The 24,397-nt window shown below is 41.4% G+C and carries 17 protein-coding genes; 12 read left to right on the forward strand and 5 right to left on the reverse strand.

Features of this window, described 5'->3' with window-relative positions:
* Positions 1-5 precede the first annotated feature (5 nt).
* Positions 6-917 carry a pseudouridine-5'-phosphate glycosidase gene (locus tag O1D97_RS06560; RefSeq protein ID WP_269123991.1) on the reverse strand — a complete coding sequence of 304 codons (912 nt, stop codon included), beginning with the start codon at positions 915-917 and terminating at the stop codon, positions 6-8.
* A gap of 59 nt (positions 918-976) precedes the next feature.
* Positions 977-2,065, reverse strand: a complete 1,089-nt coding sequence (locus O1D97_RS06565; RefSeq protein WP_269123993.1) for a PfkB family carbohydrate kinase — start codon at positions 2,063-2,065, stop codon at positions 977-979.
* A 395-nt stretch (positions 2,066-2,460) separates the two neighbouring features.
* On the opposite strand from O1D97_RS06565, the gene O1D97_RS06570 reads away from it, so the two are divergent.
* The 5 genes from O1D97_RS06570 to O1D97_RS06590 all read left to right on the forward strand — a co-directional run bounded on the left by O1D97_RS06570 (position 2,461) and on the right by O1D97_RS06590 (position 6,263).
* Positions 2,461-3,114: a methylamine utilization protein gene (locus O1D97_RS06570; RefSeq protein WP_269123995.1), complete on the forward strand. Its 654-nt coding sequence runs from the start codon at positions 2,461-2,463 to the stop codon at positions 3,112-3,114.
* Between the two features lie 29 nt (positions 3,115-3,143).
* Positions 3,144-3,944: a cache domain-containing protein gene (locus tag O1D97_RS06575; RefSeq protein ID WP_269123996.1), complete on the forward strand. Its 801-nt coding sequence runs from the start codon at positions 3,144-3,146 to the stop codon at positions 3,942-3,944.
* Positions 3,892-4,452, forward strand: coding sequence for a GGDEF domain-containing protein (locus O1D97_RS06580; RefSeq protein ID WP_269123998.1), 561 nt, complete (start codon positions 3,892-3,894; stop codon positions 4,450-4,452). Before O1D97_RS06575 ends, O1D97_RS06580 begins: the two co-directional genes overlap by 53 nt.
* Positions 4,449-5,468, forward strand: coding sequence for a putative bifunctional diguanylate cyclase/phosphodiesterase (locus O1D97_RS06585; protein WP_269124000.1), 1,020 nt, complete (start codon positions 4,449-4,451; stop codon positions 5,466-5,468). Before O1D97_RS06580 ends, O1D97_RS06585 begins: the two co-directional genes overlap by 4 nt.
* 156 nt (positions 5,469-5,624) lie before the next feature.
* Positions 5,625-6,263 carry a 1-acylglycerol-3-phosphate O-acyltransferase gene (locus O1D97_RS06590; RefSeq protein WP_269124002.1) on the forward strand — a complete coding sequence of 213 codons (639 nt, stop codon included), beginning with the start codon at positions 5,625-5,627 and terminating at the stop codon, positions 6,261-6,263.
* A 129-nt stretch (positions 6,264-6,392) separates the two neighbouring features.
* Here the strand turns inward: O1D97_RS06590 and O1D97_RS06595 are convergent, their stop codons facing one another.
* Positions 6,393-7,394 (reverse strand): branched-chain amino acid aminotransferase, encoded by a 1,002-nt coding sequence (locus tag O1D97_RS06595; protein WP_269124004.1) that lies wholly within the window; start codon positions 7,392-7,394, stop codon positions 6,393-6,395.
* A gap of 256 nt (positions 7,395-7,650) precedes the next feature.
* A complete protein-coding gene (locus O1D97_RS06600; protein WP_269124005.1) occupies positions 7,651-8,121 on the reverse strand; it encodes an Lrp/AsnC family transcriptional regulator in 471 nt (156 codons plus the stop codon).
* A gap of 178 nt (positions 8,122-8,299) precedes the next feature.
* On the opposite strand from O1D97_RS06600, the gene O1D97_RS06605 reads away from it, so the two are divergent.
* From O1D97_RS06605 to glmS, 5 genes are all read left to right on the forward strand, one after another.
* Positions 8,300-9,250 (forward strand): DMT family transporter, encoded by a 951-nt coding sequence (locus O1D97_RS06605; protein WP_269124006.1) that lies wholly within the window; start codon positions 8,300-8,302, stop codon positions 9,248-9,250.
* An 80-nt stretch (positions 9,251-9,330) separates the two neighbouring features.
* Positions 9,331-10,512 carry an amino acid aminotransferase gene (locus O1D97_RS06610; RefSeq protein WP_269124008.1) on the forward strand — a complete coding sequence of 394 codons (1,182 nt, stop codon included), beginning with the start codon at positions 9,331-9,333 and terminating at the stop codon, positions 10,510-10,512.
* A 77-nt stretch (positions 10,513-10,589) separates the two neighbouring features.
* Complete coding sequence (gene galE / locus O1D97_RS06615; RefSeq protein WP_269124010.1) at positions 10,590-11,612, forward strand: UDP-glucose 4-epimerase GalE; 1,023 nt, start codon at positions 10,590-10,592, stop codon at positions 11,610-11,612.
* 143 nt (positions 11,613-11,755) lie between these two features.
* Complete coding sequence (gene glmU / locus O1D97_RS06620) at positions 11,756-13,120, forward strand: bifunctional UDP-N-acetylglucosamine diphosphorylase/glucosamine-1-phosphate N-acetyltransferase GlmU (RefSeq protein ID WP_269124011.1); 1,365 nt, start codon at positions 11,756-11,758, stop codon at positions 13,118-13,120.
* A gap of 124 nt (positions 13,121-13,244) precedes the next feature.
* Positions 13,245-15,071 carry a glutamine--fructose-6-phosphate transaminase (isomerizing) gene (gene glmS / locus O1D97_RS06625; RefSeq protein WP_269124013.1) on the forward strand — a complete coding sequence of 609 codons (1,827 nt, stop codon included), beginning with the start codon at positions 13,245-13,247 and terminating at the stop codon, positions 15,069-15,071.
* Between the two features lie 182 nt (positions 15,072-15,253).
* On the opposite strand, the gene O1D97_RS06630 is transcribed toward glmS, so the two are convergent.
* Positions 15,254-20,695 carry a DUF4347 domain-containing protein gene (locus O1D97_RS06630; RefSeq protein ID WP_269124015.1) on the reverse strand — a complete coding sequence of 1,814 codons (5,442 nt, stop codon included), beginning with the start codon at positions 20,693-20,695 and terminating at the stop codon, positions 15,254-15,256.
* A 628-nt stretch (positions 20,696-21,323) separates the two neighbouring features.
* On the opposite strand from O1D97_RS06630, the gene O1D97_RS06635 reads away from it, so the two are divergent.
* Positions 21,324-22,835, forward strand: a complete 1,512-nt coding sequence (locus O1D97_RS06635; protein ID WP_269124017.1) for an MBOAT family O-acyltransferase — start codon at positions 21,324-21,326, stop codon at positions 22,833-22,835.
* A gap of 11 nt (positions 22,836-22,846) precedes the next feature.
* Positions 22,847-24,361, forward strand: coding sequence for an alginate O-acetyltransferase AlgX-related protein (locus tag O1D97_RS06640; RefSeq protein ID WP_269124018.1), 1,515 nt, complete (start codon positions 22,847-22,849; stop codon positions 24,359-24,361).
* Positions 24,362-24,397: the final 36 nt, after the last annotated feature.

Raw genomic sequence — 24,397 nt, forward strand, 5'->3', positions numbered from 1 at the left:
TGCGCTTATTTAGACATTTCTACCGCAACGGCAGACGCTAGGCGTGCGTTATTGTAAACAAGCTGGATATTACTGGTTAGGCTATTGCCACCAGTCAATTCAGCCACTCGGGCCAATAAGAAAGGGGTTGATTCTTTACCGCCAACGCCTTGTTCTTCTAATTCAGCTAGTGCTTGTTGTATTGCATTATCAATACTGGCTTTATCCATAGCAAACTCTTCTGGGATTGGATTGGTAATGACGACCCCACCATTTAACTCCATAGACCATTTAGCTTGTAAAAAATCTGAAATTTGTTTGGCATCCGTTAGGTTGTAGTCAACCGTATAATCACTTTCTCGAGTATAAAAAGCCGGTAATGAGTCCGTATTATAACCAATTACAGGAACACCTTGAGTTTCTAGATATTCACGTGTTAATGCCAAGTCCAAAATGGATTTTGCACCAGCACAAACAACCGCTACATTGGTTTTTGCTAGTTCTTGCAGATCAGCCGAAATATCAAATGTTTTTTGTGCACCGCGGTGAACACCACCGATGCCACCTGTAGCAAACACTTTGATGCCTGCCATTGCTGCAATAATCATAGTAGCCGCTACCGTTGTTGCACCATGTTGACCTTTTGCAATAACAAAAGGCAAATCACGGCGAGAACATTTAATGACGGAAAGACCCGCTTTACCTAAAGTATCAATTTCTTCATGGCTTAAGCCTGCTTTTAGACGGCCATCAATGATGGCAATCGTTGCAGGTACAGCGCCATTCTCTCTAATGACGTCTTCTACTTTTTTGGCTGTTTCAGCATTTTGTGGCCAAGGCATGCCGTGAGAAATGATAGTACTTTCTAAAGCAACAACAGGTTTGTTGTTAGCTAGGGCTTCAGCAACTTCAGGGCTAATATCAAGAAATTTATTCATATTTATTTTCAACCTTATAGAAAATGTTATCGTTCGCTAACGTGTTACAGTACGAGACCTTAGGATTTTGTTTTAATCCATTTAATCACTGTCTCTTCTGAAAAATTGGGGTCATTTGCTTGTTCGCATTCAAGTGTTACGCCAGCACAAGCAACAGCAAATTCCAGCCTTTCTTTTAAAGGCCAATCTTTGCTTTGCGCGTGAATAAAACCGGCGAAAAGAGCATCACCTGCGCCTGTATCGCTGACAGGGGTGGTAGGGAAAACAGGAATGCTGAGCATGCTTTTCTCGTCTTTATAAAGCACGCCATCACTGCCAAGGCTAAGTAGTACCGCTGTTACACCTTGATTTATAATAGCTTGAGCCAATTCGGCATCGGTTATTGGGTTGTTCAGAGGCATATTTAACAGCGATTTGGCTTCATCTCTGTTCACCTTCAAAAGACTTAATCTAGCGAGGATAGGCTGTAGCCTAGGCGCTTTGCTTGCCGATACAGCATCTGCATAAAAGTCCACATCCAAAGAAAGCCTTGATAACCATTCTATACTGTTGGGTGCTAAGTTCGCTTCTATGAGTATGCGGTTTGTCGATTGCAGTAATGGCATTTTACTTTCTAAGCGTTTTGCATCGAGCGCATCTATGATCTTCATATCGGCAATAGCCGAAACAAGTTGGCCTTTTTCATCATTGATAGATAGATAACTACTGGTATTAAATTCAGGGTGACGAATAATATCTTGTGTACTAATTCCGCATTGACGGTTTTTTTCTAATAGCCAATCACCAGAACTGTCTTGACCAACGATGGAAAGAAAGTGAATTTGATTATTTAAGCGAGCAATGTTTTCAGCAATATTTCGACCAACGCCGCCAGCGCTTTGTTGAATAATTCCAGGGTTAGAATCCGCTAATTTCATCTTATGAAGAGGAGAGCCATTAATGTCTAGGTTACAACCTCCAATGATTAATAGCGTGTCAGGCTGAGGGATGATGTAACCTTTCCCTAAAATATAGCCAGCGCGAGTGAGTCTCATGATATGTCCAGCAATAGACTCTCTAGTCATACTCAAACTGTCGGCTAGCTCCTGTTGAGTAGCCAAAGGGGATTGTTTAACGGCTGTAAGTACTCGTTCTTCTTGTTCTGTCATAATATTAAGTCACGCTATAAACAAAAGTTTCTAATTTAAACTTTAGTTATATTGATAAGGATTCAATTCAAAGTCAAGACCAAATTATCAGAATGATGATATTTCCATTTTTTATTTGAATGAAGAGACGCATAAGAATTTGACTAAAAAAGAGAAGGTAGAACGCTGTATTGTCAAAATTATTAGGGTGTGGGTTATTTTGGTTAGAGGATAAGCTACAATGAAGAGGCAAAGAGTAATTTATTCAATCTCATCGATGAATATTGTGTTATTTAAGGCTAGGGTTATAACGTTTATAGAAAGCATGTTAATGAATGTGAATATTGCTTCGCTTTAACGTCACCCCGTGGATCAAATTTGATGACATTGAACCTATTTAATAAAGGATAATAGACGTGCTGCCCATCCATAAAAAAGTATACCTATCGATGCTAGTGACCCTGTTTGGCATGAGTTCTCTTTTTGCGTCTGATCTCACAGTAAGTGTGGTGGATGCTTACCAACAACCTGTCCAGAATGCGGTGATTGAGTTATATAATGAGAATTACCTCAATAATGACAAGACGAATACATCTGCTGCACAATATGAAGTGGCTCAAAGAATGCGTCAATTCACGCCATTTGTATTAGTTGTGCCTGTGGGTTCAAGTGTGACCTTCCCTAATTACGATAAAACTCGCCACCATGTGTATTCTTTTTCGCCAGTCAAAACCTTTGAATTAAAGTTATTTTCGGGGCAGTCACACGAACCTGTTGTATTTGATGAGCCTGGTGTGGTTGCGCTAGGGTGTAATATCCATGATGCAATGCAGTCACACATCTATGTGACGAATAGCCGTTACTATGGTGTCACCGATGCAAACGGGGAAGTGAATTTTACGGAACTACCCGATGATGCCTTTGATTTGAAAACGTGGCATCCATTGCAGGAGGATGCGCTACAGGCGACAGAAATTACCTTCAATAAAAGCGTCAAAACGATCGACATTGTCTTACCTATTATAGAAACTTTTGACGAGGATGAGTCTGAAAGTGAATATTCTTATTAATAATAGAGGTCTTCAATTAAAGGACATGTATGCTGGTTAGTTTTCGTTCTCGTTTAATTGCATTGTTTATTGGTTTGTTGACGCTGGTTCAATTAGGCTCGGCGATTGCGGTTTTAGACTCCATGAAAAGTGACAACTTGGAGCAGGGCATACAGACGTTAAAAGTCGCCAGTAATGTATTTGAATTAACGTTAGATGATAGAGCAACCCAGTTAATTACTGGGGTTAGAATACTGGCTTCCGATTTTGGTTTTAAGCAGGCCGTGGCCACTCGGGAAAACGATACGATTCGTTCTGTGCTAGACAATCATGGTGGTAGGATAAATGCCGATATTTCTTTGTTACTTTCTCCTCGCGGAGAGTTATTAACATCGACTCAAGATGTGATTGAGCTTAAGCAGTTTCAAAATATCATCTTACAAACTCGTCGAAGTGGGCGTCGTAGCGTAGCGAATATAGTAGAGATAGAGAAGCAAACTTATCAGATGGTATTTGTGCCGGTAAGAGCCCCAAATGTCATTGCTTGGGTAGGAATGGGCTTTCTCCTGAACGAAGCGCTGGCGAATCAAGTTAAAAACGTAACCAGTTTGGACATCAGTTTTTTAAATAAAGATACATTACACAGTAACCTTGGTGTTTCCACTCTGCCTGATCAGGTTAAAGAGACGTTATTTTCTGCTCTTACCGATTTAAACTCACTGTCGCAAACCCCTATGTTTACCAATAATGAGGATTACCTCTCTCTCTGTAAAGTTGAACACAGAAAGCCAATGGGCTGTGCTGCATTTACCCTTCCACCCTTGGTTAGAAAACTATCAAAGTGCTCGTAATCAACTTATTAGCATTTTTGCTATTACCTTAAGCTTAGCCATTTTATCGGCTTGGTTTGCGGCTCGATCCATGGTGAAGCCCATACAAGTGTTAGTTGAATTTTCTAAAAAAATTGGACGAGGTGAAAAATACATTGCACCAAAGATGAATGGTGAATTTGGTGTTTTGTCCGGTACCATGACGGCCATGCAAGCCAATATCATTAAACGAGAGGAGGAGCTGACCTATCGTGCTTCTCATGATTTATTGACAGGATTGTATAATCGATCGGCGGTGGAAAGGTACTTATCAGAATGTTTGCCTAGAATTACCGGCAGTTTGATACTGATTAATATTCGTCATTTTAAAGACATAAACAATATGATGGGCTTTGAAAATGGTGATCGTTTATTGCAGTTGTTTGCACAACGATTGATCGATGTCTCAAACCCAGAAGATCGATTAGCTAGACTAGGGGGGATGAGTTTCTTATTATTCATTCGCAAACCTTATCAGAAGAGAATATGAAAGCACTAGTGTGTTCTTGCAGTGATCAATTTGAATTGGCGGGCTCAAGTATTAATCTTCAGTTAAGTGTTGGGGTATTGCCATTTGCGGATTCCTCCAGCGATGTCAATAAAGTGATGCGTCGCATTGATATTGCAACCAATTTAGCTAAGAACACATCAAACGGCATTGTCGTTTATGAAATGGGTCAAGATGAGAGTCATCAAAGAGAACTTACCATTATCAGAGACCTTCCGGAAGCGCTTGAAACAGGACAGCTGTTCATGGTGTATCAGCCGAAAGTAAACATTGCTCAGCGTCAATGTCTATCATCGGAAGCATTAATTCGATGGATACATCCGTCATTGGGCTTTATTCCTCCAGATGAGTTTATTCGTCTGATAGAGCAATCCGGTAACATTAAAGTACTCACTCAATGGGTGATTCAACAAGTATTAGCGCAACAAGTGATCTGGCAAAAGCAAGGTATGCAAATGCAGGTCGCGATTAATTTGTCCGCTCATGATTTACAAGACACACATCTACCAGATCAAATTCAATCCTCTTTAGATTATTTTGGATTAGATGCCAGCTTATTATCGTTAGAAGTGACGGAAAGTGCGGTTATGGCGGACACTAAAACGGTTATTTGCGTTTTGGGTGAGTTGAAAAAATTAGGTTGTAAGCTTTCTATAGATGATTTTGGAACAGGTCAATCTTCTTTGGCCTATTTACGAGATTTACCCGTAGATGAAGTGAAAATTGACCGGACTTTTGTAAAAAATATTGATACTAATAAAAATGATGCCTTAATTGTGAGTGCAACAGTACAATTATCCCATGGTTTTGGCTTCACTGTGACGGCTGAAGGTATGGAAAATTATATAGGGCTGGATATTTTAGAGTCTTTTGAATGCGATACGATTCAAGGGTATTATTTCTCCAAGCCATTAGCGGCTGCAGAGTTTTACCAATGGGTGAGCGCTTTTAACACGGATAGTGGTAAATGGTGGCAACCTCATTCTTCTAATACTTAAGTCGTTTAAAAAGTGCTATGTGATATTTCACTGTCATCCAACTGATAGGTAATGTATGCCATCTGTGTTTAAATTCTTGTTATTTTTTTCCGCTCTATCCTCTTGATCGGTTTATTGATATCCGTTACTTGCCTTGGGCTGGTTTTCTTCTTATTAATGTTTCGTTCTCTTAATAAGGTATATTACGTATGTCATGCTTTTGCCTATTCAAGTCGTTTTATTGGACTCTCCGTTGAACCCCGTATTACCGCTGAGTCTAAATTACCCAAGCAAGCGGTATACGTAGGTAATCATCAAAACAGCTTTGATTTATTTATTTTCCCTTCGTTATTTCCCAAGCGAACCGTCACCGTGGGCAAGAAGAGTATCGTGTGGATTCCTATTTTTGGTTTGCTCTATTGGGCCAGCGGAAACATTTTAATTAACCGTACCAACCGCAAAAAAGCGATTGCGACTATTGATCAAATAGTCGATCAAATGAAAGCCAGCCATTTATCTATTTGGATGTTTCCAGAGGGGACTCGTAGCCGAGGAAGAGGATTGTTGCCTTTTAAATCGGGGGCTTTTCATGCGGCCGTTCAGGCTGGACTACCTATTATCCCGGTTGTTAGTAGTGACATACATAATAAAATCAAGCTAAGCCGATGGAATAATGGGAAAGTGATAGTAGAAATGCTAGCACCTATCTCGACAGAGAATTTAAGCGTTGAAGATATTCCTTCGTTAATGGAGGAATGTCGTCAGATTATGGAAAATAAATTACAGGAATTAACGAAAGAGAGCGAAGAAGAATAACACTGATAAAAACCTCAGCAATTGAGCTACTGGATAACACACATCAATTGCTGAGGTTGATAGCGAAGAACGGTCGGTAGGGTCGTTAGTTCGCGGATTTTTATTAAATCATTCGATTCTGTTTACACATTATTTAACGCGAGTTAACCAACCGTGTGTATCTTCAGCTTTACCCCATTGAATATCATTAAGAGCTGTACGCAGCTTCAGCATGGTTTGGCCAACTTGTCCGTCACCCACAGTGTATTCTTTACCTTGATAGATAAAGGTTCCAACAGGGGCTAGAACCGCCGCGGTCCCTGATAGAGCGGCTTCACAACCAGGTTTTGCTGCGCGTTCAAGTAATTCAGTAACCGAGATGTCGCGTTCAGATATGGTCATTCCCATGTCTTTAGCCAGAATCAGCAAAGAATCACGGGTTACACCGTGCAAGAAACTTTCATCTAAGGCTTTCGTAATGATTTCATTGCCATCGATTAGAATGAAGTTAGCCGCGCCGGTTTCTTGAACGTCCCCATTAGGGCAGAACAGTACTTGGTCTGCTTGAACGTCATCTCGTGCTCGACTAATCGGCCCTAAAGCACTTGCATAGTTACCACCGCTTTTTATCATGCCCATATGAGGAGCACAGCGCATGCCATTGTCTTCAAGTAATAGACGCAACATTTTATCGCCACCAGCAAAGTAATCACCTACCGGAGAGGTTAAAACGAAAAAGCAAGACTCGCTAGACGCGACAGCGGCTTTACCAATTGCCGCTTCTGTCCCGAAATGGGTTGGACGTACATACAAAGAACCTGGAGGCGACGGTACTTCATCAGCAAAACGAGCAACCGTTTCTTTGATCATGTCGGAAACCATCTCTTCACTTAATTCAGGTAAATACAATAAGCGACTGCTTTGAGCTAAACGTGCAATATTCTTATCCATACGGAAAAGGTGCACAGAACCGTCATCATGACGAAACGCTTTTAAGCCTTCAAAACATGTGCTTGAGTAATGTAAGACATGTGCGCCAGGGTGTAAGCTAATTGAATTACTTTGGACCATCTCTGATGGGCTCCAACGAGAACCATCAAACCAAGAGATTGCCATTTCAGGCATAAAAACGGTACCAAATGCTGCCGCCATGAGATTTATCCTCTATTTTATAATTTGATTGAATTAAGCTTGGGTTGTCTAGAGTAAGCTGAAATCGTTTCCCAATGTGCAAGAGAAAACCGCGGACTCTACACCTCAAGTTGTTTTTCTAGATATGACTATAATCACCCTAGATAAAAAATGGAATTGCTCAGTTAGAATAAACTGCTACTGTTTACCATTAGTGGCCATTTTTTTGGGCTGTATTGTGCTCTATTCCATACAGAATAACAAAAAAGTCGCTTTATTAGGGGGAAAGCGGTAAGGGTGAATCTGTTTTTATGGTCCTAATCGCAAAATTGCTGTGAATATCTTTTACAAAAGGCAGAGTCTGAATTTGTTTAAGTATGACCTCATAGTGAGGTAAGTCTTTAACAACGACTTCTAAATGGTAATCCGCCATACCTGAAATAACAAAACAACTAATGACGTTAGGCATATTCAATATAGCGTCTTCAAACGCTTTACTGGCTTGATCTCTATGGTTATCTAGAGTGACATCAACAAAAATGGTCATGGTGAACCCTACTTCTGTTCTAGCAACACTGGCTTTATAGCGAGTAATGACGCCACTTTCTTCAAGCTTTTTGACCCGTCTTAAACAGGGGGAAGGGGATAAGTTGATTTTTTCAGCCAGCTCAACATTCGTTAAACGACCTTCTTTTTGTAAAATCCCTAAAATATTAAGATCGGTCTTATCTATTTCTATATTTGGCATGAAGTCTCAAAAAATACATTCAAAACGCTATTCTGTGCTAAAAATTCATATATTTCAATCTATCTTAGCAAGGACATGCTCGTCCCTTACCGCCCATAATGATCTCCATTAAATAAGTCATTCAGTGAGGTCATTACCTCATTAGTGAAACCTAATTGAAAACCGCAGGAGAGAGTATATGTCAGATCAAGGGGGCGACGCGTTAGTGGTCGAAGCGCCAGCATATCGTCGTATGGCAACAGGTTCAGATTTGCAATTGGGCATTGCGGCGGCTTTTATTACCATTATGATTTGGGCCAGTTGGCTTATATCAGTAAAAATGGGTGTCGCCTCGAGTTTGACCACGTTTGACTTAGCGTTGATGCGATATGCCGCTCCAGCGTTAATTTTTTTGCCTTTTCTCTATAGGTCATGGGAAAAAGTGCGAACTGTTCCTAAACGAATTTTGGCCGGAATGGTTTTCGGTGCAGGTTTGCCTTTTTTCTTTTTAAGTTCGGCTGGAATGCATCATGCGCCAGTAGCTCATGCGGGTTTATTAATTCCAGGAACGTTTCCGCTATTTGTTACGGCCATAGCGGTATTGGTTTATAAAGAAGCGCTCAGTAAACAAAGGTTTATTGGGTTAGCTCTGATAGCTACTGGTGTCTGCGCGTTAGTTGGCCTGTCATTTTTCAATGGTAATCAAGACATTTGGAAAGGCGATCTCTACTTTCTAGCGGCGAGTTTTTGTTGGGCGGTGTTTACGATTTGCCTGCGTGTAGCTGGTTTACCTCCTTTGGCGGCTACCGCTATTTTAGGCTTGGTATCAACCGTATTGTTATTATTGCTTTACACTTTGGGTGTGCTTGAATCTGGAATGCGTTTGGCCTCTATAGAGACGCTGACAGGGCAATTTATCGTGCAGGCCATCTTAGTCGGACTCTTAACAGGCTTTACTTACGGATTTGCTATTAATCGAATCGGTGCTGAAAGCACGGCCGCGATTGGTTCTTTAACCCCTGTGATGGCGACACTAGCGGCCATTCCATTATTATCCGAATCCATTACCATGGCTTCGGCATTAGGTATTGTATTGATTTGTTTAGGTGTCTTTTGTGCCAGTGGCGTAAAGTTGCCTCGCAAAAAATAAACGTGCTTTGAGTTTGATAAGCAAATGTTAATATAGAGCATATTATTTAAACCCTGTTACTACTGTCGTTAGGATACATTATGATTTTAGAGAATTTAAAAGAAGCGCCAAAAGACCCCATACTGTCTCTTTCTGCAGCCTGTAAATTGGATTCTAATCCAAATAAAGTCGATTTAGGTATTGGTGTGTATCGTGATGAGCAGGGTATCACTCCCGTAATGGAAGCCATTAAATTAGCGGAAGCGAGATTATTAGAAGCGCAAACAACGAAAGCCTATGTCGGCTTGGCGGGTAATGAAGCGTTTAATCAGTCTATGATTGAATTGATGTTGGGAGACAATAGCAGTAAGAGCCGAGCAGTGGGCGTACAAACACCAGGTGCTAGTGGCGCACTCAGAATGTTAGCGGATGTAATTAAAGCTTCTGCACCAGATGCCACGGTTTGGCTAAGCGATCTTAGTTACGCTAATCATGCTCCTATTATGCAAACGGCGGGTTTAACGGTGCGCTATTTCCCGTATTTTGACCGCAACACTAAGTTAGTTCAAACCGACGCCATGATGGCGTCTTTAAAAGAGGCCGGCCCAAATGATGTGGTATTGCTTCATGGCTGTTGTCATAACCCGACTGGCGCGGACCTTTCTTTTGATGGTTGGCAAACCATTACCGAAATGGCGGTTCAACAGGGCTTTCTGCCTTTCATTGATATGGCTTATCAAGGCTTTGGAGATGGCATGGAGGCGGATGCAAAAGGTTTTCGCTATCTGGCTGAACGAGTCGAATCTTATGTATTAACGGGATCTTGCTCGAAAAATTTTGGTTTATATAGAGAACGTACTGGTATTGCTGTTATTGCCGCCAAAACCTTAGCGCAGAGTAATCGTATCAAAACACGTATTCTGGAAGCGGCTCGCAGTAGCTATACCATGCCACCAGATCATGGTGCTGAACTGGTGAATATTATATTGAATGATGAGACCCTGAAGGTAAATTGGTTAAACGAAGTAGAACAAATGCGCCTAAGAGTAGATCATTTAAGAAACCGCTTAGCGACGGTATTGAGAGAGAAAAGCGGCCATTCTCACTATGATTTTATTGCTCAGCATAAAGGCATGTTTTCTGTGTTAGGTATTTCTCCTCTAGAGGCTCAAACCTTGTCAGAAAAGTATTCTATTTATTTGGTCGGGAGTGGTCGAATCAATATTGCAGGAATGCAGGAAAACCATATTGATTACATTGCAGAAAGTTTGTTGAGCTTGTAATGTGAAAGGCTAAAGGTATGAGGATAATCATACCTTTTTCTTTTTTGATCGATTCAACATAGATAGGTGCGTAGAACGTGAAAACAATCTTAGTAACTGGAGGGATGGGATTTATTGGAAGTCATGTCTGTGTTTCCCTTCTAGAACAAAATCAACAAGTGATCATTGTTGATAATCTTGCTAATTCCAACAAGGAAGTCATAAGCCGTATACAGAAAATAACCGGCAAAGCCCCTTTATTCTACCCGGTTGATTTGCTGGATGAAGAGGCGTTAAGTGCGGTATTTAAACGGCATAATATCGAAGCGGTGATTCATTTTGCCGCGTTAAAAGCCGTTGGCGAATCGGCAAGAGTCCCTCTTTCTTACTATCACAATAATGTCACGGGATCTTTGGTGCTCTTCAGAGTAATGGAAAAGTACCAGGTATTTAATTTGGTTTTTAGCTCTTCTGCAACCGTCTATGGAGAGAAGAATCCCATTCCTTATGTTGAGCATTTCCCTTTAAGCGCAACCAACCCTTACGGACGCACGAAAGTGATGATTGAAGAAATTCTTCAAGATACATTTAAAGCCGATGCGAGGTGGAATATTTCCTTATTACGTTATTTTAATCCTATTGGAGCACATCCAAGTGGCTTAATTGGCGAAGACCCTAATGGCATTCCAAATAACCTTATGCCATACATTGCTCAAGTTGCGGTTGGAAAAAGAGACGCGCTAAATGTTTTTGGTGACGATTACCCAACACCTGATGGCACAGGCGTAAGGGATTATATTCATGTTGTTGATCTCGCCTTAGGGCACTTGAAAGCCTTGGACAACTTATTTAAAACCGATTTCACCAGTATTAGTGCTTATAATCTAGGGGCAGGCAAAGGCTACAGTGTATTAGATGTGGTGCATGCTTTTGAGAAAGTCTCCTCTAAAAAAATTAACTATGTGATGTCACCACGTCGTGAAGGCGATATTGCTGAATTTTATGCGGATGCAACCAAAGCGCAGCAAGTACTGGATTGGAAGGTTGAGCGCTCTCTAGAAGATATGTGCCGAGATACATGGAATTGGCAAAGCAAAAATCCTAATGGATACGGTGCTTAACTCTCTAATCAAACAACCGCCTAATGAATTGTTGTATTTTTTGTCAATTTTAATATGACAATTCGCCTTGTTCACATTTCCCTCTTGCGTTTTAATGCGTCCTTGTATTTCAATTACTTAAAAATAAGATGATAGGGCGCTCTATGAATCAAGACATCGTAATTTTAGCTGCGGGCAAAGGAAGTCGGATGAAATCCGCACTGTCTAAAGTATTGCATGCCATTGGTGGGGTCTCTATGGTCCGTCATGTGTTAACCACCGCATCTCAATTGAATGGGGTTAATTTACACCTTATTGTCGGGCATCAGGGTGAGCAGGTGATTGCAAATTGTCAGGATTTTTCAGCCAATATAGTATGGCAAGAGAATCCACAAGGAACAGGCGATGCCCTACGTCGAGTAGCCAATGATTTATCAAAAAATGGCAGCACATTAACGCTATATGGCGATGTCCCTCTTATAAAGCAAGCTACGCTGGAAAAGATGCAATCAGCAGCCGATGACAATACCCTTGTCTTGTTGACGACCTTTTTAGATAACCCAAGCGGTTATGGTCGTATTGTTCGAAACGCTTTCGATCAAGTTGAGGCCATTGTGGAGCATAAGGACGCTTCTTCAGAGCAGCATCAGATAAAAGAAGTCAACACCGGCATTTTATTAGCACCTAATAAACACTTAATTACGTGGTTGGATAAGTTAACCAATAATAATGCCCAAGGAGAATACTATCTCACAGACATTATTGCGATGGCGTCAAAAGAGGGTCTGAAGGTTGTTACTGTTCACCCAGAAAGCGTAGCAGAAGTTACCGGTGTCAATGACCGTATTCAGTTAAGCTGGTTGGAGCGAGAGTATCAACAGGAGCAAGCGCGAGCATTAATGGCTCAAGGGTTGACGTTATTGGACCCTGCTCGTTTTGATCTTAGAGGTTCTTTAGTTGTCGGCATAGACTGTACGGTAGACATTAATTGTATTATTGAAGGCGATGTCACATTAGGTAATGGTGTTCATATTGGTCCTAATTGTCATTTGAAAAACTGCACCATCGGTGATGGCTGTGAAATAAAAGACAACACCCTAATCGAAGACAGTGTACTTGAAAAGGGTTGCGTGGTTGGCCCATTTGCTCGTTTAAGACCAGGAACTCAGCTTGGCGCACAGGCCAAAATAGGCAACTTTGTTGAAACCAAGAAAGCGCAGATTGGTGCGGGTAGTAAAGTCAGTCATCTTAGCTACATTGGTGATACTGTGATGGGTGATGAGGTAAATGTTGGCGCGGGAACGATTACCTGTAACTACGATGGTGTGAATAAATTTCAAACCCATATTGGCGATCGCGTTTTCGTTGGCTCTAACAGCAGTTTAGTGGCCCCAGTTGCTATTGACGACGGCGCTACGATTGCCGCCGGCTCTACGATTACTAAAGCGGTCGCAAAAGATCAATTGGCCTTTGCTAGAGCGCGTCAAACAAATAAAAATAACTGGTCTCGACCGGTTAAAAGCTCGTAACAGATCAATCTTAAATACGAATAAAATCAAATAAATGTGAGAGAGCAATCAGTGAGTTGTCTCTCTCCCTGCTGTTTCTTGAATCGCTAATGGTCATTTGAGAAACGCACTATAGGAAATGAATATGTGTGGAATTGTAGGTGCGATAGCTCGCCGTAATGTGGCAAAAATTTTATTAGAAGGCTTGAGCCGTCTTGAATACCGAGGATACGATTCCTCAGGAATGGCCATTAATAGCGATAATGGGGTCCATGCCCATCGAGCGGTAGGAAAGGTGCAGGCATTAAAAAATAAATGTGAAGATGCGCCTTTAGAGGGGCATATCGGTATAGCGCATACTCGCTGGGCGACCCATGGAAAACCTACAGAAGTAAATGCTCACCCACATTTTTCAGGTGATGATTTGGCCATCGTCCACAATGGTATTATTGAAAATCATGCTTTTCTGCGTCGTGAGTTAATTGAAAAGGGCTATGAATTCAAATCTCAAACAGATACGGAAGTAATTGTTCATTTGATATTTGATGAAGTTAAAGCGGGTAAGAACCTGCTAGAAGCAGTACAGGCAACACTCGTAAGGTTAGAAGGCGCATTTGCTTTAGCGGTGACCTACAATGATGACAACGAACGTTTTATTGCGGCCCGTAAAGGCAGCCCTTTAGTCGTGGGTGTCGGCATAGAAGAGAACTTTGTTGCGTCTGACCAATTGGCATTATTGCATGTGACGGATCAATTTATCTTTCTTGAAGAAGGTGATGTCGCTGACGTGAGTCGTGATCAAGTGTTGATTTACGATGATAAAGGGGAACTACAAGATCGACCTATTAGTGTGTTTAATCATCACTTAGATTCAACGGATAAAGGTGATTTTCGCCATTACATGCTGAAAGAAATTTATGAGCAACCTAAGGTAATCGCCGCGTGTTTAGACGGGCGGGTCAGTGAAACCTCCATACTTACAAATTGTTTTGGGGCGGATTCCGATTTCCTAAAAGAGGTGGAAAACATTCATATTGTTGCTTGCGGCACCAGTTATCATGCTGGCATGGTGGCTAAGTACTGGATTGAAGATTTAGCAGGATTGCCCTGTGCTGTCGAGGTGGCCAGTGAGTACCGCTATCGTAAAGTAGCGGTACCAAAAAATACCTTGTTCTTAACCTTGTCTCAATCAGGCGAAACTGCCGATACTCTAGCGGCATTAAAAATGGCAAAAGGTCTAGGTTATTTAACGACTCTCGCGATTTGCAATGTACCTTCAAGCTCCTTGGTGCGTGAGTCAGCGCTGACATTATTGACCAATGCGGGTGTGGAAATTGGAGTGGCTTCCACCAAAGCTTTCACAACACAACTGACCGCGTTATTAGTGACCAGTGTCGCCATTGCAGTACAACATGGTTTAAGCGCGGCTAGAGAAACGGAATTAGTTCGTAGCTTGCGCAGTTTACCTGCCTATATTGATATGGCACTGAAGCAAGACAGTGCGATCAAAATGTTAGCCGACCGCTTTGCAAACAAGCAGAATGCCATCTTCTTAGGGCGTGGCTCCATGTTTCCTATAGCGCTTGAAGGTGCATTAAAACTTAAAGAAATTTCCTATATCCACGCCGAAGCTTATCCAGCAGGAGAACTAAAACACGGCCCACTGGCACTGGTTGATGAAGACATGCCAATCATTACCGTCGTGCCTAATAACAGTCTACTGGATAAATTAAAATCCAACCTTCAAGAAGTCAGTGCCCGTGGTGGGGAATTGTACGTTTTTGCAGATTTAGACACTGAGTTTCATGAAGAAGTGGGGGTTACCTTTACAGAAGTGCCGAAAGTTCCTGATATTCTTGCTCCTATCGTGCATACAATACCGTTGCAATTATTAGCGTATTATGTGGCGGTTGTGAAAGGAACTGATGTAGATCAACCAAGGAATTTAGCCAAATCAGTGACGGTGGAATAGGCGGTAACTAGGTAAAATTGAGAAATGCATACACAGAGCTTAATACATTAAAGTCCCTGCCAAAAGGAGCGGGGACCGTATCAAGCTCTGTTCATTTCACTCTAAAAAAAGGTAAAGCATCGCTTTATGCCATGCTTTACTGGTTGGAAGGCAAAAAATGATTATTTTGATAGGGCTAAATCTTAAAGGATTAACACCCCATCGCCTTTAAAAATCTCTTCTTGATAGCTTTGGACTCCAACAGCACTCACAAAAGTATCACCTCTTGATATATTTCCACTATCTAACCCGTCCGTCCAATAAGCCAAATCCTCACCTTGAAATGCGGTCCCGAAAATGTCAGTGCTTAACTCACGAACAAAGGTGGCGTTGTCCATCTGCCCCCACTTTTGTTGGTAACGAACGTCTAACATCAATGCTTCAGCTTGTGCAGCTAGATTAATCGGCTCAGCCTCAGCATTATTTAGATAAATAAGTGTTGGGGCATCACGAGTCATCAATTGATAAAGAGCGGTGATGGAGTGTAAGTTCTCGATAGCAAGATTAGAACTACTAATATTAACGGTTTGATCTGACAACACTAATTGCTCAACATCAATTAAGGTATCACGCTCTTGTGTACCTAAGCGGCTTAGAATCAATCCTTCTATACCAATTAAAAATTGGTAATTTGTATCTGCTCCATACTGTACGATAATATCAGTACCATCACCCCCATTAAGGATATCGCTGCCTGAACCGCCAACAAGAATGTCGTTTCCTTCACCACCAAATAAGACATCATTGCCAGTATCTGATGACCAACCTGTTTCATCCGTATTAAAATCATCAACCAGTTTTAGCTCATTTTTGCTCGTGATTAAACTTTTTATATGGTTGTCATGTTGAGATAATATCAAGAACCCATCGATCCAAGTTCCCTTGTTTGATAGATAATCAACGCCACTTTGAACGTCCTCTTTAGTCACTCGACTTTCTCCCCATATTGATGACATCAAACGGGTCATTTTCTCTTCCAATGTTAGGTTAGAGAGCCCTCTATTTTGCTCTAAATAGGCTCGGTAAGCTAAGTTGGCAAGCTGGCTATCGGTATAATTAAAGGCTAACAGAGCATTTACTTCCTCAACAGTCGGTAGTTTGTCGAGTGCGGCTTGATAAAGTAGAGAAATTGTTTTTAAAGATGAGATGTCGCGAGTAAATGCCATACGCATATCGCTTGTCCACTCAGTATTTTGTTCCAATATAAAATCAATATTATCTTGCTCAGCGGTGGCGAGATTATTGGCTTTAAATGCCACAAATAATGTATCTTGCTGCGTTAAGTGGAAAGAAAAAGTGCCAGCATCACTCTGTCCTCCTTGAAGAACATCATCCCCAATACCTCCTTCAAGATAATCATTTCCTTCACCACCAATGACTCGGTCGTTCCCATCGTCTCCGAACAAACGATCATCCCCACCACGAGAACCAATGAAGTCATCGCCTCCGCCTCCATGCAGCTCATCGTCTTCCGCACCTAAAACAATAGTGTGGCTACTGCTGTCAGCAAAGACAATGTTTTTTCCATCACCGCCTCCGAGTGTAATAGGGCCGATAATGATAGCAAATTCAACATCTTGCAAATTAATCATTGTACCCGGTGGTAACGCGCTGGCATCAATTATCAGCGCTTCTTGCACCGCATCAGGGACTTCTGATTGACTCTGACTACTGCCGCTAATGAGAATGGCTTCTTCTGGCGCCAACGCAAGAGCGTCACCGACCGTCATCACTAAGGAGTGCACAACAAGCGTCTTTCCAGGTTCAGCGTTTAACTGCTTAAGAAATGCGTTAGCATTGGCGAGCATTGCATCCTTTGAAGAGTCATTGTTGCTGACTTTAGTGTTGATTAGAGAAATAAGCTCTTCGATGGCTTTATTGGGCGTCAGAGGAGTGGCTATCCCAGTGGCCGTGATGCCAATATTAATGGGTAGACCTACTGCAAGTTTTGCTATTGTACGAGTGTTATCAGTAAATAATAACGGAATATCGGCCAGTTCTAGGTGGCCTGTATTATTATCAATACGTGAAGCTACGACAGGAGATATCGTTGTCGTACTAACGGTTTCCCCTTGAGCATTGGTTGTTTCCTGAATAAGGACTTGGGTTCCATCAATCGTGGTAAAAGGGGATTGAGGCTGTGAGGCTCTAGTGACAGTAATGGTAAAGGTACCTGTCGCCACTCCGGCCCCATTTTCACCGCCATCGGAGAGAGTGAATTCAAAATTGTCTGTAGAGGCATTGTTACCTTGATGTTTATAGATTACACGGTCGTTATCAATGTCATCTTGAGTAAACGTAGATATTGATACTCCTGGGGCGTTAGACAGTTCTAATTGACCATAGGAGGGAGCCGATGTCACGGTATAATTAAGCTCTGTTCCGCTGTCATCTGGGTCGTATCCATTCAATTTAATCGCTACGCTTCTTCCCTCCACAAGAGTTGACGTATTCGTACCATTATTCATCCATACCCAGTTTTGTTGTAGGTTATTGGCGATGACAACATCTAAATCGCCATCATTATCAATATCGCCGATCGCATTACCATTACCACTCGATAACCCAATTGACAGACCACTGTCAGTAAACATCCCTTTTCCATTATTCAACCAAAGTGTATCGGGTTGCTCTAATGAGTTAGAAATAAATAAATCAAGATCACCATCGCCGTCTATGTCTCCAGCAGAAATAGCACTCTCTTCACCGTTGGTCAGAGTTTGCCCGCTGTCAGTGAAAATTCCTTGACCATTGTTAAAATAAATTTGCTCCCCTGTGGCGTTCCTATTGACAAAAACGAGGTCTAAGTCATTGTCGCCATCAAAATCGGCCATGACGAGCCTCCTGCTGTCATTACTTCCCAATAATTGTCCGCTGTCACTAAAGACACCATGGCCATCATTGAGCCACAAGCGGTTCTCATTACCTTGTGAGTTCGCGATGACAATGTCTTGGTCTCCATCTCCGTCTACATCTCCTATTGCAGCATCACTAGAAACACCAGATCCACCGAGAACTTGAGTAGAATCAGTAAACAGTCCTGCCCCATTATTAATGAAAACTCGATTTGGGCCGCTAGTAAGGTCGATCATATCTAGGTCACCGTCCCCATCTAGGTCGCCCAGAAAGACATTTTGGCTATCAGAGGAGGCTAACATTTGGCTGCTCTCAGTGAAGTTTCCATGGCCATCATTAATGTAAATGTGGTTTGCACCGCCATCACTAGAAGCAACGATATCTTGGTCACCATCACCATCTAAATCGCCCACAGCGAGACCATAAGAAACATCATTACCTAGTGTTTGGCCACTGTCGGTGAAATTTCCAATACCGTCATTGAGCCAGATACGGTTAGGTTGGCTAAAGGAATTGGCCTCTATCATGTCTAAATCACCATCACCGTCTACATCAGCCAAGGTGACATCACGACTTGAAGAAGAGCCTAACCTCTGACCGCTATCCATTAGAACAGACAATATCGGTGCATCATTAATTGAATTAATGGTCACACTAACGGTATCACTCTCTTTGGAAAATAGACTGCTGGATGTAATGTCGACGAATTGCGAAGAGTAGGAGCTAGCACTCATTGCTTGAAAGGTAAAAGCATCGCTCAGGGTACCATGAAAATCTTTATCGGGCTTAAAGTAAATTCGAGTGTCAGCTTGAAGCGCAAAGGCATTGGTTTCACTGATATTCGCTCGAGTCAGTTTGTACCAATAAGAGTTTCCCCCTATAACATCGTCGTAATAGAGAGAGCCAAATGCCGAAATACCGGTGATAGCAATCCCACCTAAGACATCACCATCTTGATCACTGTAATTATCTAATGAGCCTCCTTGATTGATTAGATCTGATATCAAAGTGCTATTTAAGGTAGAGAGGTGATTAGGTGGACCCAAATCTTCTTCTATAGTTGCTAGCGAAGGCGATTTATCGGCTAATTGAGGTGGACGATCTGATACCAAGACCGCCATTGTTGAATCTGATATGTCGGTTGAATTATCGGCACCTGTTAACCATCCATCGGAAAAAGCCAGATTGTAGACTGTACTATCAAGCGATGTGCTGCCTTTTTTATTGAGTAATATGTCGATATCAGTTTTGTCTGTTCCTGTTAATATCACGCTAAAGCGGCTGCTTGAACTAATATCGACATCAGCGGTGGTGGTTAAAGTATAGCTGTTCCCCATTTCACCCGTAAACGTAAGCCTAGAGACATCAATATCATTATCAGCCCCAAATTTCTTAAAAAAATGCGTACCGGTAACCTCGAGCAATCCTGTAATTGGGTTATAGTTGACGGAAGATAAAGTAGGGCCAGTCACATTAGACACGGTAATGACGTTGACGGAGTCAGCCACGTTATTCGGTGAGGCGGCCCCCGTCATCCAGTTCTCTGCGGCAATGAGGTTATAGGTCGTCGCGTCCTCTGCAGCGGTGCCATTCTTATTTAATAACCCTAGAATGTGCATCTTATCTGTGTCAGAAAGTATGATAGAAGCGGATGTTGATGAACTGATCTCAACACCTGAATTATTCGTTAATTGATAAGAATTACCCTGATTACCGGTGAAAGACAGGCGAGTGATGTCGACATCATTCGAGGCGCCTGATTTTTTTAGAAACCCCGTTCCAGTGATAACCAGAGTACCCGTTGCCGCATCGAATGTAGATGAGGTTATAGTGGGTGCAGGAACATGGCTTACCGTCACGCTATTGTTATCCGTGTCGGCACTACCAGGGCTGTTGGCAATAAACCCAGCCGCGCCATCAATATCATAAATTGTTGAGCTCGTTGAACTAGAGCCATCTTTATTGAAAATCTGGTTCAGCCTGTCTTTATCCGTCACGCTGAGTATAAGCGTAGCGGCCGTCGCCGAACTAATTTCGACATTGGCCGTGTCTGTTAACGTATAGGTTTCCCCACCTTCACCCGTTAAAGTGATTTTACTGGCAATAACATCATCACCCCCTGAACTGGTGAAATCTGTCCCTGTAATGATCAGAGTTCCGCTTGCGGCATCATAAGTGGCTGAGGTTAATGTAGGCTCTATTGGGATGGGTGTTAATGTAAATGGATATTGCTGTCTCGCGGCGACCGAAAAGATTAAATCTGTTGTCTTCTCTTTATTTGTTGATTCAAATGACCAACCCCCTCCCAATTCCGCTGACCCTGTTAAATTATTGGAGGCGGTAACACTGGCTCCTGTTAACGCCGCTAGCTGCTGAATAAAGTGTTGCCCAATAGCCCCTTTTGCCACATTACAACCGTACAGCACGATACCTGCCGTATCACTGAGTGCATTACTCCAATTTTTTAATAAAGACTGGTAGGCATCTAGGTTGCTTTGATTTAGTGAACCGTTACCAATAACAAGCTCTGCTTCGCTCCCGTGAGAAAGAATGTGTATTTCTTCAAGTTCAGCGTGCTGATTCAATGTTTGGGATATTTGCTCAATTCCGTCTTGATCTGGATGAAGAATAACAATTTTTGTTGCATGCTCTACGCCGTTAATAAGAGTCATGTAATCATCAACGTGAGTATCAACAAAGAGTATAGAATGTTCTATTGCATGGGGCATCGTCATTCTCCTTAAGCAGGGTGGATTATATTTTTTTCTAAAGTAAAAGTGAGACTTAACACTAACACCTTACCGCGAGCTTTACTTTAAATATAGCCACTCTATTTGATGAGGGCTCTCTGCCCTAGAGTATGTTTAATTTCTTTTTTAAAGAAAATAATCCACGTCTATCGAGTCAATTTAAAAAAACAGTTTTCGAAAAACGATAAGCAATCCCAAAGAATGGCTATTAGCCTTTCTAAAATTTCAACCAAGTCTGTACAGACTTATGTATATCTAGAAAGTCTATTGTTATTGATTCTGATAATTTAGGTATGAAATGTTTGTATATGAGGATAAAAGTCAAAAGACTCGGTTGTGAGTATGTGCCCCTTAATGGTTGCTTTTCTTTTTATCCCAAGTAATAAAGAGTATAAAACCTTGTGAATAAGTGATAATCACCTCTCTTTGGAAAGAAAATTCATTTATAATTCTGTGAAATCAATATATTAGATTAAGAATAACGCTCACTACCGTTGGCTATACCCTCTGAGTAGTCAGTGCGTCCTATTGAGAATATGAGGAGAATAAATAGTCGTTTTTTCTCAAGCATTCTTAAATATGGCTCATATTATAAAAAGGATGATCTGTGATCTTTAGCTCTACAACATTTATCTTTGTTTACCTCCCAATTGTATTTTTCACGTATTTTTTACTTAATAAACAACGATGGATAGTAGCCGGAAAATACTGGTTAGTGATTGCTAGCCTGTTTTTTTATGGTTACTGGAGCGTTGAATATTTACCTTTACTCGTTGCCTCAATTGTATTTAATTTCTGTATGGGGGCGTCTCTTTCACCTCATTTCGAACGTATAAAAAAACGTTTTTTTTGGGGCGGGCTTATTCGTCCGACCATTTCCCGCAAAGCGTTGCTGATTTTTAGTATAGCCGTTAACCTCTCTTTACTTGGCTATTTCAAATACGCCAATTTTTTTCTTGATAACCTTAATTTAGCGATAGGCTCTGGGTTTCATATAGAAGAAATACTGCTGCCTTTAGGGATTAGTTTTTACACCTTTACTCAAATTGCTTTTCTAGTTGATAGTTATAAGGGCGAGGCAACAGAGTATAATTTTGTTAATTACGCACTCTTTGTGACCTTTTTTCCTCATTTAATCGCCGGTCCCATTCTTCATCATAAGGAAATGATGTCTCAATTTCAGACTCGTTGGACGTTTGCCATTCGATATCGCTATATATTGATGGGTCTGTTTATCTTTAGCATTGGCTTGTTTAAAAAGGTCATCATTGCCGATACTTTTGCTGTGTGGGCGGATGTAGGCTTTGCTGAAGGAGCGGCACACGACTTTTTTAGTTCATGGGTGACCAGTCTTTCTTATACATTTCAGTTGTACTTTGATTTCAGTGGCTATTGCGATATGGCAATCGGCGCGGCGTTATTATTTAACATTTGGTTGCCAATTAATTTTAACTCACCCTATAAGGCATTGAGCATTCAAGATTTTTGGCGTCGCTGGCACATGACGTTAAGCCGTTATTTGAGAGATTATTTGTATATTCCGTTAGGAGGGAACCGTTGTTCTTCAACAAGGGTTTATTTTAATCTGATGGCGACGTTTGTATTGGGTGGGTTGTGGCACGGTGCTAGTTGGATGTTTGTTATTTGGGGAGGATTACATGGCGGCGCATTAATTTGTCATCGTGTATGGAATCAACTTGGGCTAAAAATGCCTAACGTTTTAGCTTGGTTAGTCACTTTCTTATTTATCAATATTACCTGGGTATTCTTCCGAGCGACCTCCATAGATAGCGCAATGACAATATTGTTGGGTATGGTAGATATTTCCTCTATTACCTCTCAAACCATGAACTCTGATGTCATCGTAAAGTTGTCATTTTTTGGCGTATGGGGCGACGCTTTATTGTCTATGTTGCCAGTGGGTGTTGTTATGCATTTATTTAGTTTGATGATGATTGCAGTAGGCTTTTTCGTTATTTCGCAAAAGAATTCATTTGAAATGACCACTCAAGGAAGTCTGACCTGGAGTAAAGTCTGGTGGATGTCTTTTCTCTTTGCTGTCGCTATATATGCAACCATACAGTCAACAAGCACTGTATTTCTTTACTTTAATTTCTAATAGATGACGATATGAAAAAGAAAATATACGGCTTTTTGATTTTAATCTTTCTGATTTTAACGGTAGCGCCTTTAGCCAACTGGAAATTAGGTCGGTTGGATAAGCTTCCTGAGGCGATGCATTGGTGGCACCCTTCTGCTCTTTACAATATGGATTTTTCCTTATTCTTACTTGGGAAAATATATTATGAGCTTGGTTTGTCATCGAGCCCAGGGCAAGTTTTAGTCGGTAAAGAAGGGTGGCTATATTTAGGTAATGAGTATTCGGACACAATTTCTAGAAAAATTAATACAGCAACCGATTTAGAAATAGAAAAAACATCCAACATTGCGCACTCATTAACTCGGTGGAATACGAGATTTGAGAGTTTGGGTGTCGACGCCTTTCGAGTGATATTAGGCCCTGATAAAGAGACCATTTATCAGGAATACCTGCCCGACTGGAGTCAAAAAAAATCAGGGTCTATTTCAAGTAAATTGTCTAGCCTATTTGATGAGAAGGTTTTCATTAATCCGACCACAGCGCTGTTGGATGCAAAAAATCATTATGACGTTCCTTTATATTTCAAGTCAGATTCTCATTGGAACAAGTTAGGTGGTGGGATTGCCTTTGGAGAACTATCCCGCAATCTACAGAGCACAGAGCGTGGCCTGAAGTGGCCAGAGGGGATATTAGATTCATTCACAAATTCAGCGATAAAAGTAGGCGATTTAGCGGACATTCAAAGACTTATTCCGAGGAGTGTGAATGATCATTCCATTAGTATTCATGGATTAGAAGAGGCTGAGTTAATGCTTACTCTAACGGATTATAATACTGGAGACGAGATATACTCAGGGAGGAATACAAAAGTGATCGCGCCGAAAACACCAATACGCGTTCTTTCAAATTCCTTTTTAAATGATAAAAAGGTTCTGTGGCTACGAGATTCATTTGGTGAAGCCTTGTCCCCTTATATGGCCATGACGTTTAAAGATACCTTGCAAGTTCATCATGGTGAAGTAACCTCTCAAATGGTTGAAACTATGGTGGCCACATATAAGCCTGATTACGTTTTTATGACAGTAGTTGAAAGAGATATTCAAGCGGGTTTTTTAACGCATCTACCCACTATCATGACGGGTGTTGAAATGACGCCTATGATTAGCAGCACTCTCGTCGCCACCCATGATGTCAAGAAAGAGGATAATGATGTTTTTGAAGTGATAGGAGAGGATGTGTATTTTATATACAAGCTTGAAAGTGCCGCGAACGCAAAGCATATAAACAGTTTATCCTTTGATATTAACTGTAACCCATCTATTGAGAGGGTGCCTATGCAGCTTTTTTGGCAAACAAATGAGGTGGGTTTTAGTGAGTTCAGAAGCCTTCAATTTTCTGCGGAAGAGGGGCACAACCAGATTGAAATTAACACCCCAGAGTGGAGCCAATATGAAGCCATTACAGGTGTTAGGCTTGATATAAATTCAACGGACTCATGTTCGCAAATAAGCATTAACTCTATTCAGTTAGGTAAATCTTTATAACGATAAGAAAGCCAGGTTTTTCTCTATTAAGTATCT

Source organism: Marinomonas phaeophyticola, from assembly GCF_026966905.1.
GTDB lineage: Bacteria > Pseudomonadota > Gammaproteobacteria > Pseudomonadales > Marinomonadaceae > Marinomonas > Marinomonas phaeophyticola.